The following is a 17,083-nucleotide window of genomic DNA, read 5'->3' as shown; positions in this document are numbered from 1 at the left end:
TGCTATGTTTATGATGCGCATGGTTGCTCGATCTCTTGTGCGGCAATTGAAAAAGCGTGTGTTAATTGCGCTCGTAGTGTGCTTAAGCGCGTGCGTTAGCGTGTCAATGCTTAGCGTTGTGTATGACGTTGGAGACAAAATTAACGCAGAGCTTAGTTCGTATGGTTCAAATATTGTGGTTCAGCCAAAATCTAGCGCTGTTGTAAATGATTTGTATGCTTCTCGAGAGCAGATTGATACTAATGGTTCTGGGAGTTTAAAGGCTGCGGAAAGTCACGAGTCTACTGCTTCGCTAAAAGAATCTGATGCTGCAAAAATAAAAATGATTTTCTGGGCGTTTAATATCACTAATTTTGCGCCGAAAATAAAAGTTCACGCAAATCTTGAAGCGAAATCTTCTGGCGATTTGGTAGTGCCTATTATTGGAACTTGGTTTAATCGTAAGCTTGCGCTCGCTTCTGGGGAAACAACGGTTGTTGGTGTTAGGGGTTTACGCTCTTGGTGGAAGATTAATGCAGGTCGTTGGGCAAAAGATAATAAATCTGAGGCAATGGTAGGTGCGCAGCTAGCTGAGCATTTGCACTTAAAAATTGGTCAGCGTTTGCGTTTGATTCGTGACGGGCGCGAGGTTTCGTTGCGCTTGGTTGGCATATACGATTCTGGCGACGACGATAATAACGCAATCTACGCAAGTTCTAGCGATGCTCAAAGCCTTGCAAATAAGCCGAATAAGGTTGATTCGATTGAAGTAAAGGCGCTTACTACTCCTGAAAATGATTTAGCGCGAAAGGCTGCTAAAAATCCGGCAGCGCTCAGCCAGGAAGAGTGGGAAACTTGGTATTGCACGGCTTACCCGAGTTCGATTACTTACCAAATTGAGGAGGTAATTCCTGGAGCTGTTGCAAAGCAGGTTCGTCAAGTTGCAGCTCTTCAGGGTAACGTATTAAATAAGACGCGCGCTGTTATGGTTTTGATGACTGCGTTAAGTTTAATTGCTGCGGCTGTTGCTGTGGCGAATCTTATGGCTGCTTCAATTTCTGAGCGTTCCGGTGAGCTTGCATTGCTTAAGGCTTTGGGTGCGCGTGATGGTGCTGTTGCTCGTCTTATGCTTATGGAAACTGCGGTTATTGCGTTTGGTGGAGCGTTACTCGGCATGGCTTTGGGATTTGCAGTGGCGCAGATTATTGGTTTTACAGTGTTCGACTCTGCGATTTTGTTCCGACCGATGGTATTTGTTCTGGTGTTCGTGCTGCTTGCGTTGACTGTGCTTGCTGCTGCAGGCTCGTCGATTCGTTCGATTTTGAGTGTGCGTCCTGCGGAGGTGCTTCATGGCAGGTAAATCTTATATGACTTCCAACAATTCTATGTTTATTACCATGCTATTTAGCGCGGTATTTCGTAGAAAATCGCGTGCTTTGATGGCTGTTATTGCAACGCTTGTTGGTGCTGCCACGCTGTTTTGTTTAGCTGCAATCTGCCTTGTTGTGCCTCAGCAAATGAGCGATGAAATGCGTGCGTATGGAGCGAATATTATCGTAACTCCAATTGAGGGCGAGTGGAAAAACGGTATTGATCGCGCAATGGTTTTGCACACAAATGATATGGTTCTTGCAAAAGGTGCTATGCGCTCTGCTACGTATCGTTACGAAAACGTGCGTATTAACGCAGCTCCGTATGTTTTAGCAGGAATAGACGTTCGTCCAGTAAAGTCGCTTAATAAGCATTGGAATGTAGACGGCTCTTGGCCTAGCAGTGGAAATGTTATGGTTGGGCGAGATGTAGCTCTTGCGATGGGCTTAAAAATAGGTTCTCGAATTGCGATTGCGTATAGATCCTCGGATAATACTGCCGGCTCGCATAAGCCAGCAGAGAAGTCTGAAAATAAGGCTGCAAATAAATCTGCAGATAAACCAGCGCAAAATTCTGTTGCAAATTCTTCAGAAGAATCTGCACAAAATTCATCTCAACAAAAGCTCGTTGAAGGCAGAGTCTCAACAGATATTATGGATACTCACGGCACAACTTTCCGAGTTTGTGGCATTTTGGACACAGGCGGCGCAGAGGATTCCATGTTATATGCGCTAAACGCAGATGTAAATTCTCTTACAGGAGTTAAGCGTGGTACGGATGTTATTGCTTACTCGTCTTCTGCTCCTAGTGTTGATGCTGTTGTGAGAAGTATTAACGACATGACTTCTATGCGTGTGCGTGCTCAGCAAGTTACTAAAGTTACTGCTGCTGACACTGGTATTATCACTATGCTTCGCAGCCTGTTCTGCATTGTATCGCTAGTTGTTCTAGTGTTGATGATGGTTGGTGTGAGCACTACTATTTCTTCGATTGTGCAGCAGCGTCGAAATGAAATTGGTTTGCGCAAAGCTTTGGGTGCGAGCGCACGGAGTATTGGCGTGGAGTTTACTGCTGAAGCTGGATTATATGGCTTCGTTGGTGGCGTTGCTGGTACCGCAGTAGGGTATGTGTTTGCTCGTTTGCTTGCAGCAATGGTGTTCTCTAGAGATTTGGGCGTGAATTGGTGGCTTGTTGCGTTCTCGGTGGCGTTTAGCATTATTGCATCTTGCGTTGCTGCGTTGCCGCCTGTTTTGCGCGCTTCAAAGATCGATCCTGCGATTGTGCTTCGAGAAGAATAATTTTAAGCGTAAATTTAGAGATTGTTTAAGATTTGAGTTAAGGATTTAATATGACAGAGAATGTAGAAAATAAGTTGGAAGGCGCGGAGTCTAAACCAAAAATGCTGTTGACTTTGGATCATATTTCCAAGATTTACGGATCTCTTCGCGCGGTTGACGATTTGTCGCTTACTGTGCCAGAAGGCGAGTGGCTTTCTATTGTTGGCTCGAGTGGCTCTGGCAAAACAACACTTATGAACATTATTGGCTGCATGGATTCGCCTTCCAAGGGTTCCGTGTCTTTGCAAGGTCGCAAACTTGAGGATTTGAATGCCGGTCAGCTTGCTGACGTTCGTAAAAACGTAATTGGCTTAGTTTTTCAAAAGTTTTATCTTGTGCCGCATTTAACGGCAGTTGAAAACGTGATGGTTGCGCAATACTATCATTCTGTTGTTGACGAAGCTCAGGCAATGGATGCTTTGGATCGAGTTGGCTTGAAGGACCGCGCTCACCATTTACCAAGCCAGCTTTCTGGCGGCGAGCAGCAGCGTGTGTGCGTTGCTCGCGCGCTTATTAACTGTCCGAAGTTGCTGCTTGCGGATGAGCCGACTGGTAATTTGGATGAAAAAAATGAGCAGATTGTGCTCGATTTGTTTAAGCAGCTGCACAATCAAGGGACTACGATTATTGTTGTAACTCACGATTCTCTGGTTGCTCAATGCGCGGATCGCGAAATTATGCTTAATCACGGTGTGCTTGTTGGTGAGCGTTGGAATAATGAGAGTGCGCGCAAAGCGTACGAGGCGATTGGTGGCAAGCCTGCGTTTACGAGTGCTCACGTTGATGAAAGTGTTGTGGAAGCTTTGCAAGACCATGAGCCTACTAAGTTGCCTAAATTAGCGAATTTAGATGATTAGTTGCGCAAGATTTTAAAATATACAAGATTTAAAGGCGATGATTTTATGATTTCAGATAATATGTTTCACGATGTTTCACGCGATGATTTGAAATCCAAAAAAGTTGCAAAAACCGTTGCTACGCTTGCAATTGTAGCTGCATCTTCTGCTATGTTGTCGGCTTGCGGTGAACCTAGTGCTGTGCCAATGAATGATGAGTTTGCTGGCAATTCTGGTCAGAGTGCAGATGATGGTGGTAATCCTTCAGGCAAGTACAATGCTGGTGCTCAGCAATCTAAGTCTTCAGCTCAAAGTGAAGATTCTGGGGATTCTAAAAACCAGTCTAAAACTGATACTGGTAATTACAAAGATGGTGACTATAAAGTCAAAGCTACGTATGGTCCTGTTGCAGAAGACAGTTTTGATGTACGCTTAAGCGTTGCAAATGGAAATGTTAGCGATGTGCAGATAACATCTCATCCGTTTACGCCGATTTCAAAAGGCCACATGGACGCATTTTCAAAAGCTATACCTGGCAAAATTGTTGGAAAGTCACTAAAAGATTTGCATATTTCGGTTGTTGCTGGAGCAAGTTGGACTAGCGATGCCTTCAACAAAGCGCTTGATGTTGCTCGCCAAGAGGCCTCAATTCAACCCGTGCAATAAATGTACTCAAAACTTAGTGCTCAACGTAATGGTAGATTGCCAATAAGCTTAAATCCTTAAAAATCGCTTTTATCCGTAGGGTGACCTTGTGGGCGCTTTATGACTCGACACAAAATCACTAATGCTAAGACACCATTTGCAATTCCGTAGTAATAAATCCAAGGAACGTGAATAAGCCCACAAATAAAGCATGTAATAATATTTGTTAAATTATTTGAGTAATTGTTAAGTATTTGCTTATTTTGCAATTCGACTTTTTTGCGTTTTAGTGCGACAACTTTGTTTTCTTCGGCACTTTCGCTTTTGTCGTTTTCTGAGCCGTAGCTGTTTTTAACATTGTTGTCATAGTTATCGCAATTATCGCAGCTATCGTAATTTTCAGTATCGCAAGCCTTTTTGCTGCCTGTGCTCTTAAGTTCACTATCTCTACTTATACTGTTAGTGTTATCGCTATCAAGCTCAGCTATATTATTTGTGTTACTTGCATTTTCGCCTTCAAGAACATTTTTGCGCAAGAAAAAATATGCATAAGAATACATTGCAACAGAAAGGAGTCCTAAAACAAGCCACAAAACAAAAAAGCCAAAACTACGCATAAAAGCAGCTGCTGAGGCAAACGCCATCGCAGCTACTTCTGCGGAGTGCAATACTACTAGTCGTTTTGTCATATAATCCTGCTGCAATCATTATTGAAAATGAGTTTTCAACGCAACCAAAAGTCGCATACTGTCACTTATTATAATCACATTTGACTTACATGCATTACTTGTAATCATTTCTTGCTACACAATTTGCTCTATTTTGTGCGCACTTATAAAGTAAAATATAAGAAAAGTAGCGTGAAATTGCAAGAAAGCCATTATGCCAAAAACGTATGCAATAGTAGATAACGATCCATTAGTTTTAGCGGTTATGCGAAACGTGCTCAGCAAGCTTTTGCCAAGCGAGTACGCGTGCAAATGGTGCGTAAAATCTGGAGCGCAAGCTTTGGAATACTGCCAAGTAGCAAAAACTACTCCGGATTATATTTTGATTGATATGTCAATGAAAGACATGTCTGGAGTAGACGTAATACGCGCAATTCGTGAGAAAAACAATAGCATTATTTTAATTGGTATGACTTCGTATGACTGCAGATCCTATGCTTCGTCAGTAGCGCAAGTTGGTGGGCAGGCAATGGTTGCTAAAGACAATTTCAAAGGTTTGGCAGAAGCTTTGCAATATTGCGATAATCAGCACGTGTATGGCTGCCGTTGCGTTAAAGACGTTGCTTACGATTTTGCTACACCGCAAGAATCTTTTATTAGGCTTTCTAAATCAAGATCGCGTAGCGTTTTGCCGCCTCAAGAACTAAAAATCATGGATCTGCTTGCTAAAGGCTACACAACGAATCAGATTGCGGCTCAACTTGGTCTTATGCCAAACACTATTAACACGCATATTCATAGAATTTACAAAAAATTGCATGTTTCTAACCGAGTGCAAGCAATATCCGCATTTGCTGCAATGCAAAATCGTGAGCAAAATAGCAATCTGCAATATTTGAATGATTCGCCGCAGAATCATACGAATATTTTGCAAGAAACGGATAACGCATGTTAATGAAAACATTTTCGCGCGTTATTGAGTTGGTTAAAAGCTGGAAAATTCAGCGAACTTTATTCATAATATTGGCGATTCTTGTAGTGTCAATGGATGTGCAATCTTGTAATACAGCTGGGTTGTGGCACAATCCATTACAATCTGCGTGCCAATACGTTTGGATGTTTGCAACTTTTCTTATGATTGCTTTTCCGCGTCAAATATCACTCGTAACTCCGATTTTTTATTGCGTAACGTTAGCAGTACCAGGCGTAAATGCAACTTGTGTGCTTTTTGCGCTGCTCTCTGGCATGCTTGTTGCAGGCTTTTACGATTCGTGGAAGTATTTGCTTTGCGCTTACATAGTTTCGCTGAATATTATGTACTTTGCAAAAATGGCGTACATTCCGCTTACTTTTCCTTGTTTTGTTCTTATTTCTATGATTTGTGGCTACGCTTTGCACAAATATTTGAACATGTTGGAAGAAAATAATCGCGCAAAAATGGATATTGTACGGAGTAAGTTCCAGTCTTATATTGCGTCTGTTGCGTTGCAATTGCATGACGATGTGAACAATGAGATTACTGATATTACGTTGCTTGCGACGGATGCTTTATATGTTGAGAACAATGAACATACAAAAGAATCGTTAGAGCAGATTATTGAACATTCGCGTAATGCACTTTCCAAAGCGAGACTTGTTATCAGCCTGCTTGAGCAAGCTGAACAAAAGTATGATGATTCTTTAGATTCAAATATTGCTAGTACGCAGTTTGTTTATAGTTCTAATAACAATGATTGCATGAATTTGACTGATTTTTTATGCAATATTCGTGCGCGTTTACAGGCTGAACGGCAAATTTGTGAGCAGCTTGGGTACTATGGCTCTTTAATAGTGGTTGATAAAAGTTCGGGGAGTGGTGATTTTGCTGCATCTGCAACTGTTAGTACTGAAAAAGCTCAATGTGCTATTCGCATGTGCAGTGAGTTGCTTACTAACATTCGTAAGCATTGCAGTACTAGCGTTGACTTTTCTATGAACGTTACTGTTGATGAGCGAGAATGCAAAATAATGTGCATGAATTCGTTGTCGAATAAGTTTGGTGGAAGACTTGTTTTTGGCAAAGGGTTACTATTCCACAAAAAATCTGTGGAACGTTTAGGTGGATCTTTAAACGCGCAAAAAGATGATGACACTTGGCTGGTCAATGTTGTTATTCCACTAAACTAGCAGTACTTAAACTCTCGAGTTATCGTGGCAGTTTTTGCGAATTTTGCAATTTTTGCCACGATAACGTGTGATTTTTGTGTTTTATAAGTCTTGTAATACAATTCTTTTATCTTCTGCAGACTGCTTAGATGACTTATCGTCTTTCTTAAGAGAATGCGCATATCGAATAAGACTTCTTGCAATAAAGAACACTAATACGCATATAACAAGTGCAATAAGAATGTCAATTATTGGACCAAATAATGCATAGCTCATGATTCATCCTTTCTTTTTCTATATTCGTTTATGAGTGTTCGAGCTGTGTCAACATCGTATTTATCGTCAATAGCAAGACTCTTTACTAAAAGAACGAACGGGTCTTCTGGTTCATTGTCGCTTATGCGCAGCTTTTCAATGAGCCGGTTAAGCCTGATTCTCATCGTTGGGTAAGAGACTTGATACATTTGCGACATTTCTTTTAACGATCCAGACGATAATACAAAGTTCTTTATAAACGACATATCTTCGTCTGTGAGATTAGCCATCCATTTTGGAATATGATCCATATCACCCCTTTCGTCAACCTATAAAACTTTAATTAAATTAAACTTTTATTAAAAATATTAAAGTTGTTATATGAGTTTGTCAAGAATAAACATGAGAGATATGACACAAAGCGGCATTTTTATGTCGCCAAAATTGTCGCTTTGTCGCCAATGGATACAAAATTTAGTCATTTTGCTTAGAGCTAAGAACGTTCAATAAGTTTATAATTTCATCAAGTTCGCTTGAAAATGTTATTCCTTTTGTATAACTATATTTTTTAAGCAAGTTATCGTGGCAAAAATTGCAAATCTTACAAAAACTGCCACGATAACGTGTATGACATAGCAACGAAACAGCATGCTGCATTGCAAATTAACCGCTTACTTGCATCTTCTGTGCAAAGCTTCGTCCAAATACTCGATTAAAACGTGTCCAAATACTCGATTAAAGCGCAAGAAAGCACAATGACTATTTCTCTACATGAAGTGGAACATGTACATTAATAATCCACGAATCGCCATCTTCAATAACTTTAAAAGTTCCGCCAACTCGTTCCGCAAGCATCTTATGAAAACGCAGTCCATATCCTAATTGCAAGTTAGCAAGAACGCCTCGTTGCGCACTATTTATACACGTAATATGACATTCATGGTCATTAAGCATTACATTCATGGCGTATTCTTTAGGTTTTGCAGCATGCTTTTTTACGTTCGCAAGCAGTTCTCTGCAAATATATTCAATTTGAGCACATTCTTCAAAAGGTAAATGTGCTGATCTCGAATTTTCAGTAGCTAAATCACTACTCAAGTCAATGGAACCAATATAGTCAAGCTTTTCAAATGACTTTTGTTCACAGTCAAATAAAACACGTAAGCCTGTGCAAAAATCTTTATAAAATGTAGTCGATTGCATAACATCGCCAGTGCTTGCAGTTGTAGCATTGTCAAGAAGAGAAATAATATTACGTGCTCTATGAACAGTTGTAGTAGCACGTTGAAGAATCTCTCGCGAATTTTCATGTTCTTGGTCATGAGTTGTTTGAGGTTCAATAGATTGTTGAGCCATCATCATAATGCTGGAAAGCTCATTAGTTACTTCATCGTGCATGCGAATTGCTGCAATAGTGGCATATTTTTGAAAAATGTTGTAACGCTGTGCAAATAACTGTTCCTGCTGTTGGTGAATAGTGGAAATATAGTATTTTACGATTGCGCTAGAAATAAGAGTGATAAGAAGCCACCACGCTAACACATAAGCGTTTTGAAAATCGCAGATAATAAAGAACCATGAAGAAACTCCGCAAGAAGAAAGCACAGTGTACCAAGGTTGAGTAATTACAGCAATTGCTAAACAAATCAATATGGTAAGCATCATAGATGAGTAGTTGATATTTGGCGCAATAATTACCAACGGCATCCAAATAAGCACAATAAAAGATGCTTTACGAGGCCATATTGCAATACATAAGCAGATTACAATCCATACTATTTCAACCGTAATTGCATGCCAATTAGAGTAGTAATGAAGATTATTATAGGAACAAATTTCAAGAATCAAAGTACAACTTATGATTGCGCCAATTCCAATTTTCTGCCAGGCATCATGCGGCAAAAAATTGATCATACGCGTTAATAATTTCATAACTACCTACTTTTACATGTTAATTTCTTACACGTTATATGTCATGCGAATATTTTGCGAGCGCAGCGAGCGCTTGCATACGACTTTTAACTTGAAGTTTTCCATAAATACGCCGTAAGTGCGTGTTGACTGTTGAAACTTTCACATTAAGCTGATCTGCAATCTCTTTCGTAGAAGATCCCTGTTTGCACAAGCGCATAATTTCCGATTCTTGAGGAGACAAAACTGAAGTCTTCGGAAGTTGAGAAATCATATTGAATGATTCTTGCGGAGTGTGAAAATAGTCAATATATTGTGGCAATTCTGGGCAACCGTAGCTTGTTGTGCGCGATTGAATAGCTGCAACTATGTCTGCTAAATTGTCTTTATGTACTAGCGCTTGACCACCCGACTTAGCAACTTGCAATACGTATTCATCCAGCATGTAGGAAGTAATGCCAATCAAAACAATATTGCTATTGCGCTCGCGAATTGCCTTAATTACATCAACACCACTCATTTCTCTCATTGACATATCTACTAAAAGTATGTCAGGAGTATTTTCTGTAACGCAACGATGAATAGCTTGTTTTGCAGAAGAACACATCCATGCACAAACAAAGTTTTCAGGCAAACGACTTCTCAGAAGAAGTTGCATATATCGCAATACAAGCGTGTCATTATCAACAATTGCGTAAGTAGTGTTCATACAATATATGGTATCTTGTTTTGGAATCCGCTTATCAAGAGATGTGCGATTGTATTGTTTTTCTCAAATTATCAAGATTGTACACATTAAAGTGCCATACGCTAGCACTTTCCGTTGGCACACTCCATTCTTCGGTTTTACCATTCGCAGTAAAGCGAATTATTTGGGTTGTTGGCTTATTTATAACTTCAAAATTAGTGAGTTGATTCCACGGAATGCGATGAAGATGCTTATCGTCTAATTTAGCTAGATTACCCGAGCCTAAAATGGTATTCGGATTAACAACAATAAACTCATTATTAGTGGCAGCAACAATACGCGCATCAACACTTTGCGCTACATAGAATAATTTAGGTAACAAAAATAGTTTGAGTAAATCTTTCCACCAAGGGTCGTATTTCATGGTAAATACATACGTCTTATCAACTGAAAGATTGTGATCTTTAAAGTACTTGACGATATCTTCTTCTCGTATACCGCGCAAAGGATTGGTCATAATAAGCACCTCCTTGTGATTCTTGTTTTGTAAATTACCAACATACTAACGTTCAAATTTTATCTACACAAATAGGCGTACTTATTTTTAACGATAGCGTTTTTAGAAAACTTTTTAAAACTTTTACGATTAGCAGTTTGTATGTTCTCAACAATCAACATTTAAGAACATTTCCGTTTTGGAACCATTCTTAAATAAAGACATATTTATGGAGTTATCGTGGCAAAAATTGCAAATCTAACAAAAACTGACACGATAACGGATGTGTTTGGGTTGATTTTTGCAGCATAAAAATTTCTACTGAGCCCAAAAATAACAATCACAAGTATTGCCAATTTTACTGTGTCACTAAATATAGTTACAGCTGATTACATGACAGTATTTTTTTATTACACTGAGAGCCATTGCACAATTTATTTGTACAGCAAAATAACGTTTTAAGGAAAGGAATTATGCGGTGAAGCGCTTAGCAAAGACAGTGTTAAAGAAACTCGGTGGTTCTGTTGGTATTGCATTTCAATTGGGTATTGCGCATGGCAATGTCGTGACCAGTGGGGTAGGTGAATCATTATGAAAAAGCAAATTTTGGCTTATTTTAAGCGACTTATCAAACGAGAAGCTACTTATATGCCGTTGACATTTATTGGCTTGCTTGGAATTTTTGCAATATTTAGTGGCAATACAATTGCTTACATTTCATCTCCAAATAGGTGGATTGAAACATTTGTTTTTACACTTATTGTTGCTTTTGCACGTGCCTTCATACCTGATGATCGTTATTGAACAATTTATTTCATAAAGATTAGCGAAATGCACACAGCACTTCGCTAATCTTCTATTTCATATTTTCTAAGTTATATTACGGTAGATTTTAATCCTATTTAGTTGTTTTTTATTTATCAGTAACTTTTTGGTTGCTGTCTAGGATGCTAATATGCAATATTCATAGATTACATTAAGAAGAAGGAATATCATGAGTCAAGATTTTGGAGTAAAAAATTGGAATCCATCTGCTGCAGCAAATACTAGTGACGATGACGATGAGCTTTCTGAAGAAGATTTTGATAAATTGGCTGCAGAGCTTGAGCAATTCTTTACCAAGTATGTAGTGTTAGAAAATAATAAGTTTGTAGTTCATGACGATGCGATTATTGCCGATGGTTATGGAGAATATTTAGAAGGCTTTCACATCTTAGCAGAAAAATTCACTGCTGGTCTTGAAGAGGACAGATAGCGTAAATTAACCACGATAACGCGTATAACATAGCGAATGTGCAATTAAAGTTATACGATACAGTCGCGTAATCAGTTAAAAAATATTGCCTGTTCATCAATATCGTTGATGAACAGGCAATATTTTTAAAACAACAAAATTTGGCAAATAGCCTAAATTTTGTGGCTAAACCATTTACTATTTTGCTACGTCAAGAACTACTAAACGTTGTCCGCCATAAGTTCTGGCATCAAGACAGGTTTGAATAAAGTAAGCAGATTTAGGGAATTGCTCAACATATCCTTTGAACTGGCTTAACAATTTATCCGCGCTGCCTCCTCCTTCAAAGTCTTTATAATCTGCCACTTTATAGTCTTTGCCGTTTAATTTAACTGGTGTGCCCTTTTGAAGTTTCTTTAATAACATTCCTGAAGTATTTAAACGGTCGACGACCATGTAGTGACCAGTAATGACTTGGAACCAGTCGTCTTGAAGTGTCCAATGATAAAAAGCATCTTTCACGTAGGCCAACTTATCAGGATAAGCGTCCCAAATAACGGGTTTAGTTTCACCTAGTGCTTCAAAAGTTCCTTTTTCGCCTTTCACAAAAGCCTCAGGAACGTTCTTTTCTGAAGGTTTTTTGATTGATTTTGAATGTTTTTTAGTTGACTGATGGGTTATTTTCGTAGACGCTGAATTGTTTGCTTTGGAGCTACCGCAGGCCGCTAGCCCCACCAGCGAACTGAATAGCACTACAACACAAAGTACTTTTTTATAAGTCATTTTCCCCATAACTGACCTTCTTTCTTCGTATAGATGTGACTAACAACTGCTAGGCATCCTTATCAATTTGGATTCCAAACTTGAGCGCCTGCTCAGTTCAGCCCAAAACGCTTAGTTTAAACGGAGGATGAATTGATAGTCACTGCTGATTTTTGCATAAAGGGATTAACAAAACCAGTTTCTTTTCCATAGTGTACCATAAAGGCTGAGGGGGCTCATGTTACTTTCTAATTTTTCAGTTTTTATGTATACGATATTTTGGTTCAATAATTGACTTAGATAAATTAAATTGGTTAACTAATTAAATTAATTAGTTAACCAATCGAACAGTCAGTTAATCAAATAAACAATCAATTATGCGACTAGAAGTCCCAATCGTCGTCGTCGGTTTCAACAGACTTTCCCATGATGTAGCTGGAGCCAGAGCCGGAGAAGAAGTCGTGATTTTCGTCGGCAGCAGGAGATAGAGCTGCGAGAATTTCTGGGCTTACGTGAGTTTCTTCTTCGCTGTACTTAGCAGGATAGCCAAGATTCATCAAAGCCTTGTTAGCGTTATAACGAACGAAGTCAAAAACGTCATCGTGGAAGTCAAATCCTTCGTAAATCTGACCAGAATACTCAACTTCCAAATCGTACAAAGTATCGAGCAAGTTCATAGTGAACTTTTCAAGATTCTTCTTATCGTTCTCGCTTCTAAGCTCCAAACCGCGCTGGAACTTGTAACCAGAATAATAGCCGTGAATCGCCTTATCGCGCAAAATCAAACGAATCATATCGGCAGTGTTCATCATCTTTCCGCGAGAAGCAAAATAAAGCGGAAGGTAGAATCCCGCGTAAAGAAGCAACGAAGAAAGCATAGTTGCTGCTATCTTACGTTTAAGTGGATCTTCGCTCTCGTACTCGCAAAGCACAGTGGTGACGCGCTGCTGCAAAACATCGTTGCCAACAGCCCAACGGTAAGCTTCGTCAATTTCCTCGCTAGAACAAAGAGTAGAGAAAATAGAGGAGTAGGAGCGCGCGTGAATCGACTGCATAAAAGCAATATTCGTGTAAATAGCCTGCTCGTGCTCAGTGCGAGCGTGCTCAATCTGGCAAAGCTCGCCAATAGTTGCCTGGCTAGTATCAAGCAAAGTCAAGCCCGTAAAAACGCGAGTAGTGGTCTTGCGTTCAAGATCGGTGAGGGAACGCCAAGAAGGAATATCGTTGCTCAGCGGCACTTTTTCAGGAAGCCAGAAGTTAGCAATAAGACGATTCCAAACGTCCAAATCCTTGTCGTCAACAATATTATTCCAATTAACTGGGCGTACACGTGATCCGTGATGGTAGCGGTACTGAGATGGTGTGATAGAAGCTGCCATCATAGCGTCATCTGCGATTACGCGATTTGTGCCGAAAGGCTTATCGAGGCTACTGCGCAATGCTGTTGGATCGAGCGCAGTTGGGTCGAGCTCGGTTGGGCTGAGTTCTGTCATAATTACTCCTGATCTTGTGTTTACGTTTTATAAAATTTTTAAGTTTTTTTTTATTTAATTTGGAAATATCTACGTAACTAAAATTTTTATCACTACTACTTATAGTGTGCAGCTTACGCAACCTTCAATTTCCGTACCTTCCAAAGCTTTCTGGCGAATACGAATGTAGTAAAGAGTCTTAATGCCCTTGCGCCATGCGTAAATCTGAGCCTTATTCAAATCGCGAGTAGTCGTAGTGTCTGGGAAGAACAAAGTAAGCGACAATCCCTGATCCACATGCTGAGTTGCTTCAGCGTAAGTATCAATAATTGCCTTCCAGCCAATCTCGTAAGCATCCTTAAAGTACTGCATATTGTCGTTCGTCATGTATGCTGCAGGGTAGTAGACGCGACCAACTTTGCCCTCTTTACGAATCTCAATGCGAGAAGCAATTGGGTGGATTGAACTCGTGGAATGGTTGATGTAAGAGATTGAGCCAGTTGGAGGAACAGCCTGCAAATACTCGTTGTAAATGCCGTCGCGCAAAATCTCGTCGCGCAGTTGCTCCCAGTCTGAAACACTTGGAATCGCAACATTGAAACGAGCAAACAAATCGCGAACCGCTTGAGTGCGAGGCTCAAGAGAACGACTTCCATCAGTGTATTTATCGAAATAGTTGCCTTTTCCTGCAGGCTTAGCGTAGGCACTCGTTTTAAAGCTTGCAAAAGCGTGTCCGCGCTCTACAGCCAAAGCGTGAGAAGCCTTATAAGCGTGGTAAGCAACAGTCATAAAGTACATGTCTGTAAAGTCAAGAGCTTCCTCGCTTCCGTACTGCATGTGCTCGCGAGCAAGGAAACCGTGCAAATTCATTTGACCCAAGCCAATAGCGTGACCTTCTGCGTTTCCGCGACGAATCGAAGGTACAGAATCAATCGAAGTGTGCTCCGAAACAGAAGTGAGCGCACGTACCGCCAAATCAACGCTTGCACCCAAGTCACCATCCATTGCCTTAGCAATATTAAGAGAGCCGAGATTGCAAGAAATGTCGCGGCCAACGTGACTATAAGATAAGTCAGCGTTATAAGTGCTTGCTTCCTGAGTTTGCAAAATCTCGGAGCACAAGTTGCTCATAGTAATGCGACCCTTAATAGGATTTGTGCGATTCACAGTATCCTCAAACAAAATGTAAGGGTAGCCAGACTCAAACTGAATTTCCGCAAGTGTCATAAAGAATTCGCGAGCGTCGATGTACTTCTTGTGAATGCGAGGATTTGCAACCATCTCATCGTAATGCTCAGTAACAGAAATGTCTGCAAAAGGTTTACCATACTCACGCTCAACATCGTAAGGGCTAAACAAAGCCATCTTTTCCTTACGCTTAGCAAGTTCAAAAGTAATATCTGGAATAACAACGCCCAAAGAAAGCGACTTAATACGAATCTTCTCGTCCGCGTTCTCGCGCTTAGTGTCGAGGAAACGCATAATATCTGGGTGGTGAGCGCTAATATACACAGCACCAGCGCCCTGACGAGCGCCAAGCTGATTAGCGTAAGAGAATGAATCTTCCAAAAGCTTCATAACAGGTACAACGCCACTCGACTGATTTTCGATGCGCTTAATAGGAGCGCCAAGCTCGCGCAAATTCGTAAGCAAAAGAGCCACGCCGCCGCCTCGTTTAGAAAGTTGCAAAGCAGAATTAATTCCGCGCGCAATAGACTCCATATTATCTTCCAAACGCACGAGGAAGCAGCTCACAGCCTCTCCGCGCTGAGCTTTACCAAGATTCAAGAACGTTGGAGTGGCTGGCTGGAAGCGACCTGCAAGCATTTCGTCCAAATAGTTGAGCGCTGCTTTTTCGTCGCCGTCTGCGAGTTCCAAAGCGACTGCAGCTGCGCGTTGAGCGAAGTTTTCCAAATACTGTTTGCCGTCGAAAGTCTTTAAAGCGTAAGAAGTGTAGAACTTAAAAGCACCTAAGAATGTGCCAAAAGTGTGGTGAGCGGCTTCTGCATGCTCGTAGAATTTATCGAGAAACTCATCGCTGTATTTGTTGAACACGTTGCCGTTGTAGTAATAGTTGTCAATCAAATAGTTCAAGCGCTCGCGAGTTGAAGCAAACTTCATGCTGTGTTCTTGCACGTAATCCGAAACGTAAAGCTTTTCTGCTTCCTGATCTTTATCAAACTGAATGCCTTTTTCTGGGTCAAAAAGACCGAGCATAGCGTTAAGAACGTGGTAGTCGCGGCTGTTGCGAATGCGCTCTGCTGTTGTGCTGGCAGTTGTGCTTGCAGAATCAGTGTGATCAAGATTAAGCGAAGTAGATTCGCTCATCGGATCCGTGCTATTCATGGGGTTTGTTCCTTTCTTCATGCGTTATTTTTGTTTTTCAAACGCTGTTTGTTTTGTTTCTTTTACTTATTTCGTTTATTTCGTTTGTTCTGTTTCTTTGAGTTGTTTTAAAAATCTCGGTATCCCATGCGCTACTTTTTCTATATCTTCTGCAGTTCCCGTGAGTTCAAACGAGTACATATTTGGGATTTTGCACTTTCCTGCAATTTGACCGCCTGCAGCGCAATATGCTTCTCCAAAATTTGTATTTCCGGAAGAAATTACCCCGCGAATAAACGAACGATTTTCGCGATTATTTAAGAATTTGCGAACTTGTATTGGTATTGCTTTCGCAATATTTCCACCGCCGTAAGTTGGAACAATCAAAACGTACGGTTCGCGCACGTTTAATTCCGGCTCTTTAGGGCGAAGTGGTATGCGGTACACGTTTACGTTATTGCTTGGAAAATCGCAATTTTGCACAAATCTTAACGTGTTTTCGGAAACTGAGGAAAAGTAGACTACAGCTCCGATTGATTCGCCTTGTGCGCGCGATTCAGGCTCGCTTTGTTGTGTTATATTTTCTTGCTCACACATTTCTTATGCTTCTTTTGCTGCCTCTGCGGAAGTTCCGAGTTTATCCGCAATTTGCGCAATTAGATCTGGACGGTACCCACTCCAGGATGCGTCGGGAGCAATGACTACTGGAGCTTGACGGTATCCGGCATTTCTTAACTGTTCGAGTGATTCAGGGCTTTTTGACAAGTCTACTGTTTCAAAGTTCACGCCAAGTTTTGTGAACTGTCGCTTAGTTGCATCACACTGTGGGCAATGAGGTTTAGTAAACACTGTGATAGTCATTTCAATCTCCTCTGGTGATGGGGAATTTTGCAATTCCGTGTTGTATCGACAAAAGCCAAGTAGTTAGCTTACTCTGAATAAGCACTATTTATAGTGGT

19 protein-coding genes are annotated in these 17,083 nt (G+C 40.6%); 8 read left to right on the top strand and 11 right to left on the bottom strand.

From position 1 onward, the window contains the following. The first annotated feature begins 4 nt into the window (after nucleotides 1-4). From HXT26_RS05630 to HXT26_RS05615, 4 genes are read left to right on the top strand one after another with little or no spacing between them, the layout of a single operon-like run. Entirely contained in the window at nucleotides 5-1,339 is a 1,335-nt protein-coding gene (locus HXT26_RS05630) for an ABC transporter permease (RefSeq protein ID WP_004574160.1), read from the top strand. After that, nucleotides 1,329-2,648: an ABC transporter permease gene (locus HXT26_RS05625; protein WP_032842352.1), complete on the top strand. Its 1,320-nt coding sequence runs from the start codon at nucleotides 1,329-1,331 to the stop codon at nucleotides 2,646-2,648. The genes HXT26_RS05630 and HXT26_RS05625 overlap by 11 nt, the downstream gene beginning before the upstream one ends. 50 nt (nucleotides 2,649-2,698) lie before the next feature. Then, the gene (locus tag HXT26_RS05620) at nucleotides 2,699-3,544 is read left to right on the top strand and encodes an ABC transporter ATP-binding protein (protein ID WP_422111972.1); all 846 of its coding nucleotides are present in this window, start codon (nucleotides 2,699-2,701) and stop codon (nucleotides 3,542-3,544) included. A 45-nt stretch (nucleotides 3,545-3,589) separates the two neighbouring features. Next, entirely contained in the window at nucleotides 3,590-4,189 is a 600-nt protein-coding gene (locus HXT26_RS05615) for an FMN-binding protein (RefSeq protein WP_004105691.1), read from the top strand. A 56-nt stretch (nucleotides 4,190-4,245) separates the two neighbouring features. Here the strand turns inward: HXT26_RS05615 and HXT26_RS05610 are convergent, their stop codons facing one another. Continuing rightward, on the bottom strand, nucleotides 4,246-4,857 hold the full coding sequence (locus tag HXT26_RS05610) for a hypothetical protein (protein ID WP_004105689.1): 612 nt from the start codon (nucleotides 4,855-4,857) through the stop codon (nucleotides 4,246-4,248). A gap of 193 nt (nucleotides 4,858-5,050) precedes the next feature. On the opposite strand from HXT26_RS05610, the gene HXT26_RS05605 reads away from it, so the two are divergent. Together HXT26_RS05605 and HXT26_RS05600 are read left to right on the top strand one after the other, a co-directional pair. Beyond that, on the top strand, nucleotides 5,051-5,791 hold the full coding sequence (locus tag HXT26_RS05605) for a response regulator transcription factor (protein WP_004105686.1): 741 nt from the start codon (nucleotides 5,051-5,053) through the stop codon (nucleotides 5,789-5,791). Further along, nucleotides 5,785-7,002, top strand: coding sequence for a histidine kinase dimerization/phosphoacceptor domain-containing protein (locus HXT26_RS05600; RefSeq protein WP_004105684.1), 1,218 nt, complete (start codon nucleotides 5,785-5,787; stop codon nucleotides 7,000-7,002). Before HXT26_RS05605 ends, HXT26_RS05600 begins: the two co-directional genes overlap by 7 nt. Before the next feature lie 81 nt (nucleotides 7,003-7,083). Here the strand turns inward: HXT26_RS05600 and HXT26_RS05595 are convergent, their stop codons facing one another. The 5 genes from HXT26_RS05595 to HXT26_RS05575 all read right to left on the bottom strand — a co-directional run bounded on the left by HXT26_RS05595 (nucleotide 7,084) and on the right by HXT26_RS05575 (nucleotide 10,352). Then, nucleotides 7,084-7,257 (bottom strand): hypothetical protein, encoded by a 174-nt coding sequence (locus HXT26_RS05595; protein WP_004105682.1) that lies wholly within the window; start codon nucleotides 7,255-7,257, stop codon nucleotides 7,084-7,086. After that, complete coding sequence (locus HXT26_RS05590; RefSeq protein ID WP_004110367.1) at nucleotides 7,254-7,547, bottom strand: DUF2089 family protein; 294 nt, start codon at nucleotides 7,545-7,547, stop codon at nucleotides 7,254-7,256. The genes HXT26_RS05595 and HXT26_RS05590 overlap by 4 nt, the downstream gene beginning before the upstream one ends. A gap of 448 nt (nucleotides 7,548-7,995) precedes the next feature. Continuing rightward, nucleotides 7,996-9,168 (bottom strand): exodeoxyribonuclease V, encoded by a 1,173-nt coding sequence (locus HXT26_RS05585; RefSeq protein WP_004105679.1) that lies wholly within the window; start codon nucleotides 9,166-9,168, stop codon nucleotides 7,996-7,998. A 34-nt stretch (nucleotides 9,169-9,202) separates the two neighbouring features. Beyond that, nucleotides 9,203-9,856, bottom strand: a complete 654-nt coding sequence (locus tag HXT26_RS05580) for a response regulator transcription factor (RefSeq protein ID WP_004105678.1) — start codon at nucleotides 9,854-9,856, stop codon at nucleotides 9,203-9,205. A gap of 34 nt (nucleotides 9,857-9,890) precedes the next feature. Then, nucleotides 9,891-10,352 carry a hypothetical protein gene (locus HXT26_RS05575; RefSeq protein WP_004574152.1) on the bottom strand — a complete coding sequence of 154 codons (462 nt, stop codon included), beginning with the start codon at nucleotides 10,350-10,352 and terminating at the stop codon, nucleotides 9,891-9,893. Between the two features lie 570 nt (nucleotides 10,353-10,922). Between HXT26_RS05575 and HXT26_RS05570 the strand changes: the two genes are divergently transcribed. Both HXT26_RS05570 and HXT26_RS05565 read left to right on the top strand, forming a co-directional pair. Beyond that, the gene (locus HXT26_RS05570; protein ID WP_004105675.1) at nucleotides 10,923-11,135 is read left to right on the top strand and encodes a hypothetical protein; all 213 of its coding nucleotides are present in this window, start codon (nucleotides 10,923-10,925) and stop codon (nucleotides 11,133-11,135) included. A gap of 190 nt (nucleotides 11,136-11,325) precedes the next feature. Then, a complete protein-coding gene (locus tag HXT26_RS05565) occupies nucleotides 11,326-11,586 on the top strand; it encodes a hypothetical protein (RefSeq protein WP_004105674.1) in 261 nt (86 codons plus the stop codon). A gap of 177 nt (nucleotides 11,587-11,763) precedes the next feature. Here the strand turns inward: HXT26_RS05565 and HXT26_RS05560 are convergent, their stop codons facing one another. From HXT26_RS05560 to nrdH, 5 genes are all read right to left on the bottom strand, one after another. Continuing rightward, complete coding sequence (locus tag HXT26_RS05560; protein ID WP_004105672.1) at nucleotides 11,764-12,357, bottom strand: hypothetical protein; 594 nt, start codon at nucleotides 12,355-12,357, stop codon at nucleotides 11,764-11,766. A gap of 353 nt (nucleotides 12,358-12,710) precedes the next feature. After that, nucleotides 12,711-13,820: a class 1b ribonucleoside-diphosphate reductase subunit beta gene (gene nrdF, locus HXT26_RS05555; protein WP_410297145.1), complete on the bottom strand. Its 1,110-nt coding sequence runs from the start codon at nucleotides 13,818-13,820 to the stop codon at nucleotides 12,711-12,713. 99 nt (nucleotides 13,821-13,919) lie between these two features. Then, on the bottom strand, nucleotides 13,920-16,145 hold the full coding sequence (gene nrdE, locus HXT26_RS05550; protein WP_100066576.1) for a class 1b ribonucleoside-diphosphate reductase subunit alpha: 2,226 nt from the start codon (nucleotides 16,143-16,145) through the stop codon (nucleotides 13,920-13,922). A gap of 75 nt (nucleotides 16,146-16,220) precedes the next feature. After that, the gene (gene nrdI / locus HXT26_RS05545) at nucleotides 16,221-16,721 is read right to left on the bottom strand and encodes a class Ib ribonucleoside-diphosphate reductase assembly flavoprotein NrdI (protein WP_004105666.1); all 501 of its coding nucleotides are present in this window, start codon (nucleotides 16,719-16,721) and stop codon (nucleotides 16,221-16,223) included. Nucleotides 16,722-16,724: 3 nt separating this feature from the next. Further along, nucleotides 16,725-16,985, bottom strand: a complete 261-nt coding sequence (nrdH, locus tag HXT26_RS05540) for a glutaredoxin-like protein NrdH (RefSeq protein ID WP_004574150.1) — start codon at nucleotides 16,983-16,985, stop codon at nucleotides 16,725-16,727. Nucleotides 16,986-17,083 lie beyond the last annotated feature (98 nt).

The sequence above is a fragment of the Gardnerella sp. DNF00497B genome (genome assembly GCF_049262725.1).
In the GTDB taxonomy this organism is placed as follows: domain Bacteria; phylum Actinomycetota; class Actinomycetes; order Actinomycetales; family Bifidobacteriaceae; genus Bifidobacterium; species Bifidobacterium leopoldii.
Note: the sequence above shows the minus strand (reverse complement) of the source record. Positions and strands in the feature narration are given on the sequence as shown.

Excerpts from the sequence above, each read along its gene's own strand:
- HXT26_RS05630 (WP_004574160.1), top strand. The coding sequence starts at position 5 with ATGTTTATGATGCGCATGGTTGCTCGATCTCTTGTGCGGCAATTGAAA.
- HXT26_RS05625 (WP_032842352.1), top strand. The coding sequence starts at position 1,329 with ATGGCAGGTAAATCTTATATGACTTCCAACAATTCTATGTTTATTACC.
- HXT26_RS05620 (WP_422111972.1), top strand. The coding sequence starts at position 2,699 with ATGACAGAGAATGTAGAAAATAAGTTGGAAGGCGCGGAGTCTAAACCA.
- HXT26_RS05615 (WP_004105691.1), top strand. The coding sequence starts at position 3,590 with ATGATTTCAGATAATATGTTTCACGATGTTTCACGCGATGATTTGAAA.
- HXT26_RS05610 (WP_004105689.1), bottom strand. The coding sequence starts at position 4,857 with ATGACAAAACGACTAGTAGTATTGCACTCCGCAGAAGTAGCTGCGATG.
- HXT26_RS05605 (WP_004105686.1), top strand. The coding sequence starts at position 5,051 with ATGCCAAAAACGTATGCAATAGTAGATAACGATCCATTAGTTTTAGCG.
- HXT26_RS05600 (WP_004105684.1), top strand. The coding sequence starts at position 5,785 with ATGTTAATGAAAACATTTTCGCGCGTTATTGAGTTGGTTAAAAGCTGG.
- HXT26_RS05595 (WP_004105682.1), bottom strand. The coding sequence starts at position 7,257 with ATGAGCTATGCATTATTTGGTCCAATAATTGACATTCTTATTGCACTT.
- HXT26_RS05590 (WP_004110367.1), bottom strand. The coding sequence starts at position 7,547 with ATGGATCATATTCCAAAATGGATGGCTAATCTCACAGACGAAGATATG.
- HXT26_RS05585 (WP_004105679.1), bottom strand. The coding sequence starts at position 9,168 with ATGAAATTATTAACGCGTATGATCAATTTTTTGCCGCATGATGCCTGG.
- HXT26_RS05580 (WP_004105678.1), bottom strand. The coding sequence starts at position 9,856 with ATGAACACTACTTACGCAATTGTTGATAATGACACGCTTGTATTGCGA.
- HXT26_RS05575 (WP_004574152.1), bottom strand. The coding sequence starts at position 10,352 with ATGACCAATCCTTTGCGCGGTATACGAGAAGAAGATATCGTCAAGTAC.
- HXT26_RS05570 (WP_004105675.1), top strand. The coding sequence starts at position 10,923 with ATGAAAAAGCAAATTTTGGCTTATTTTAAGCGACTTATCAAACGAGAA.
- HXT26_RS05565 (WP_004105674.1), top strand. The coding sequence starts at position 11,326 with ATGAGTCAAGATTTTGGAGTAAAAAATTGGAATCCATCTGCTGCAGCA.
- HXT26_RS05560 (WP_004105672.1), bottom strand. The coding sequence starts at position 12,357 with ATGGGGAAAATGACTTATAAAAAAGTACTTTGTGTTGTAGTGCTATTC.
- nrdF (WP_410297145.1), bottom strand. The coding sequence starts at position 13,820 with ATGACAGAACTCAGCCCAACCGAGCTCGACCCAACTGCGCTCGATCCA.
- nrdE (WP_100066576.1), bottom strand. The coding sequence starts at position 16,145 with ATGAATAGCACGGATCCGATGAGCGAATCTACTTCGCTTAATCTTGAT.
- nrdI (WP_004105666.1), bottom strand. The coding sequence starts at position 16,721 with ATGTGTGAGCAAGAAAATATAACACAACAAAGCGAGCCTGAATCGCGC.
- nrdH (WP_004574150.1), bottom strand. The coding sequence starts at position 16,985 with ATGACTATCACAGTGTTTACTAAACCTCATTGCCCACAGTGTGATGCA.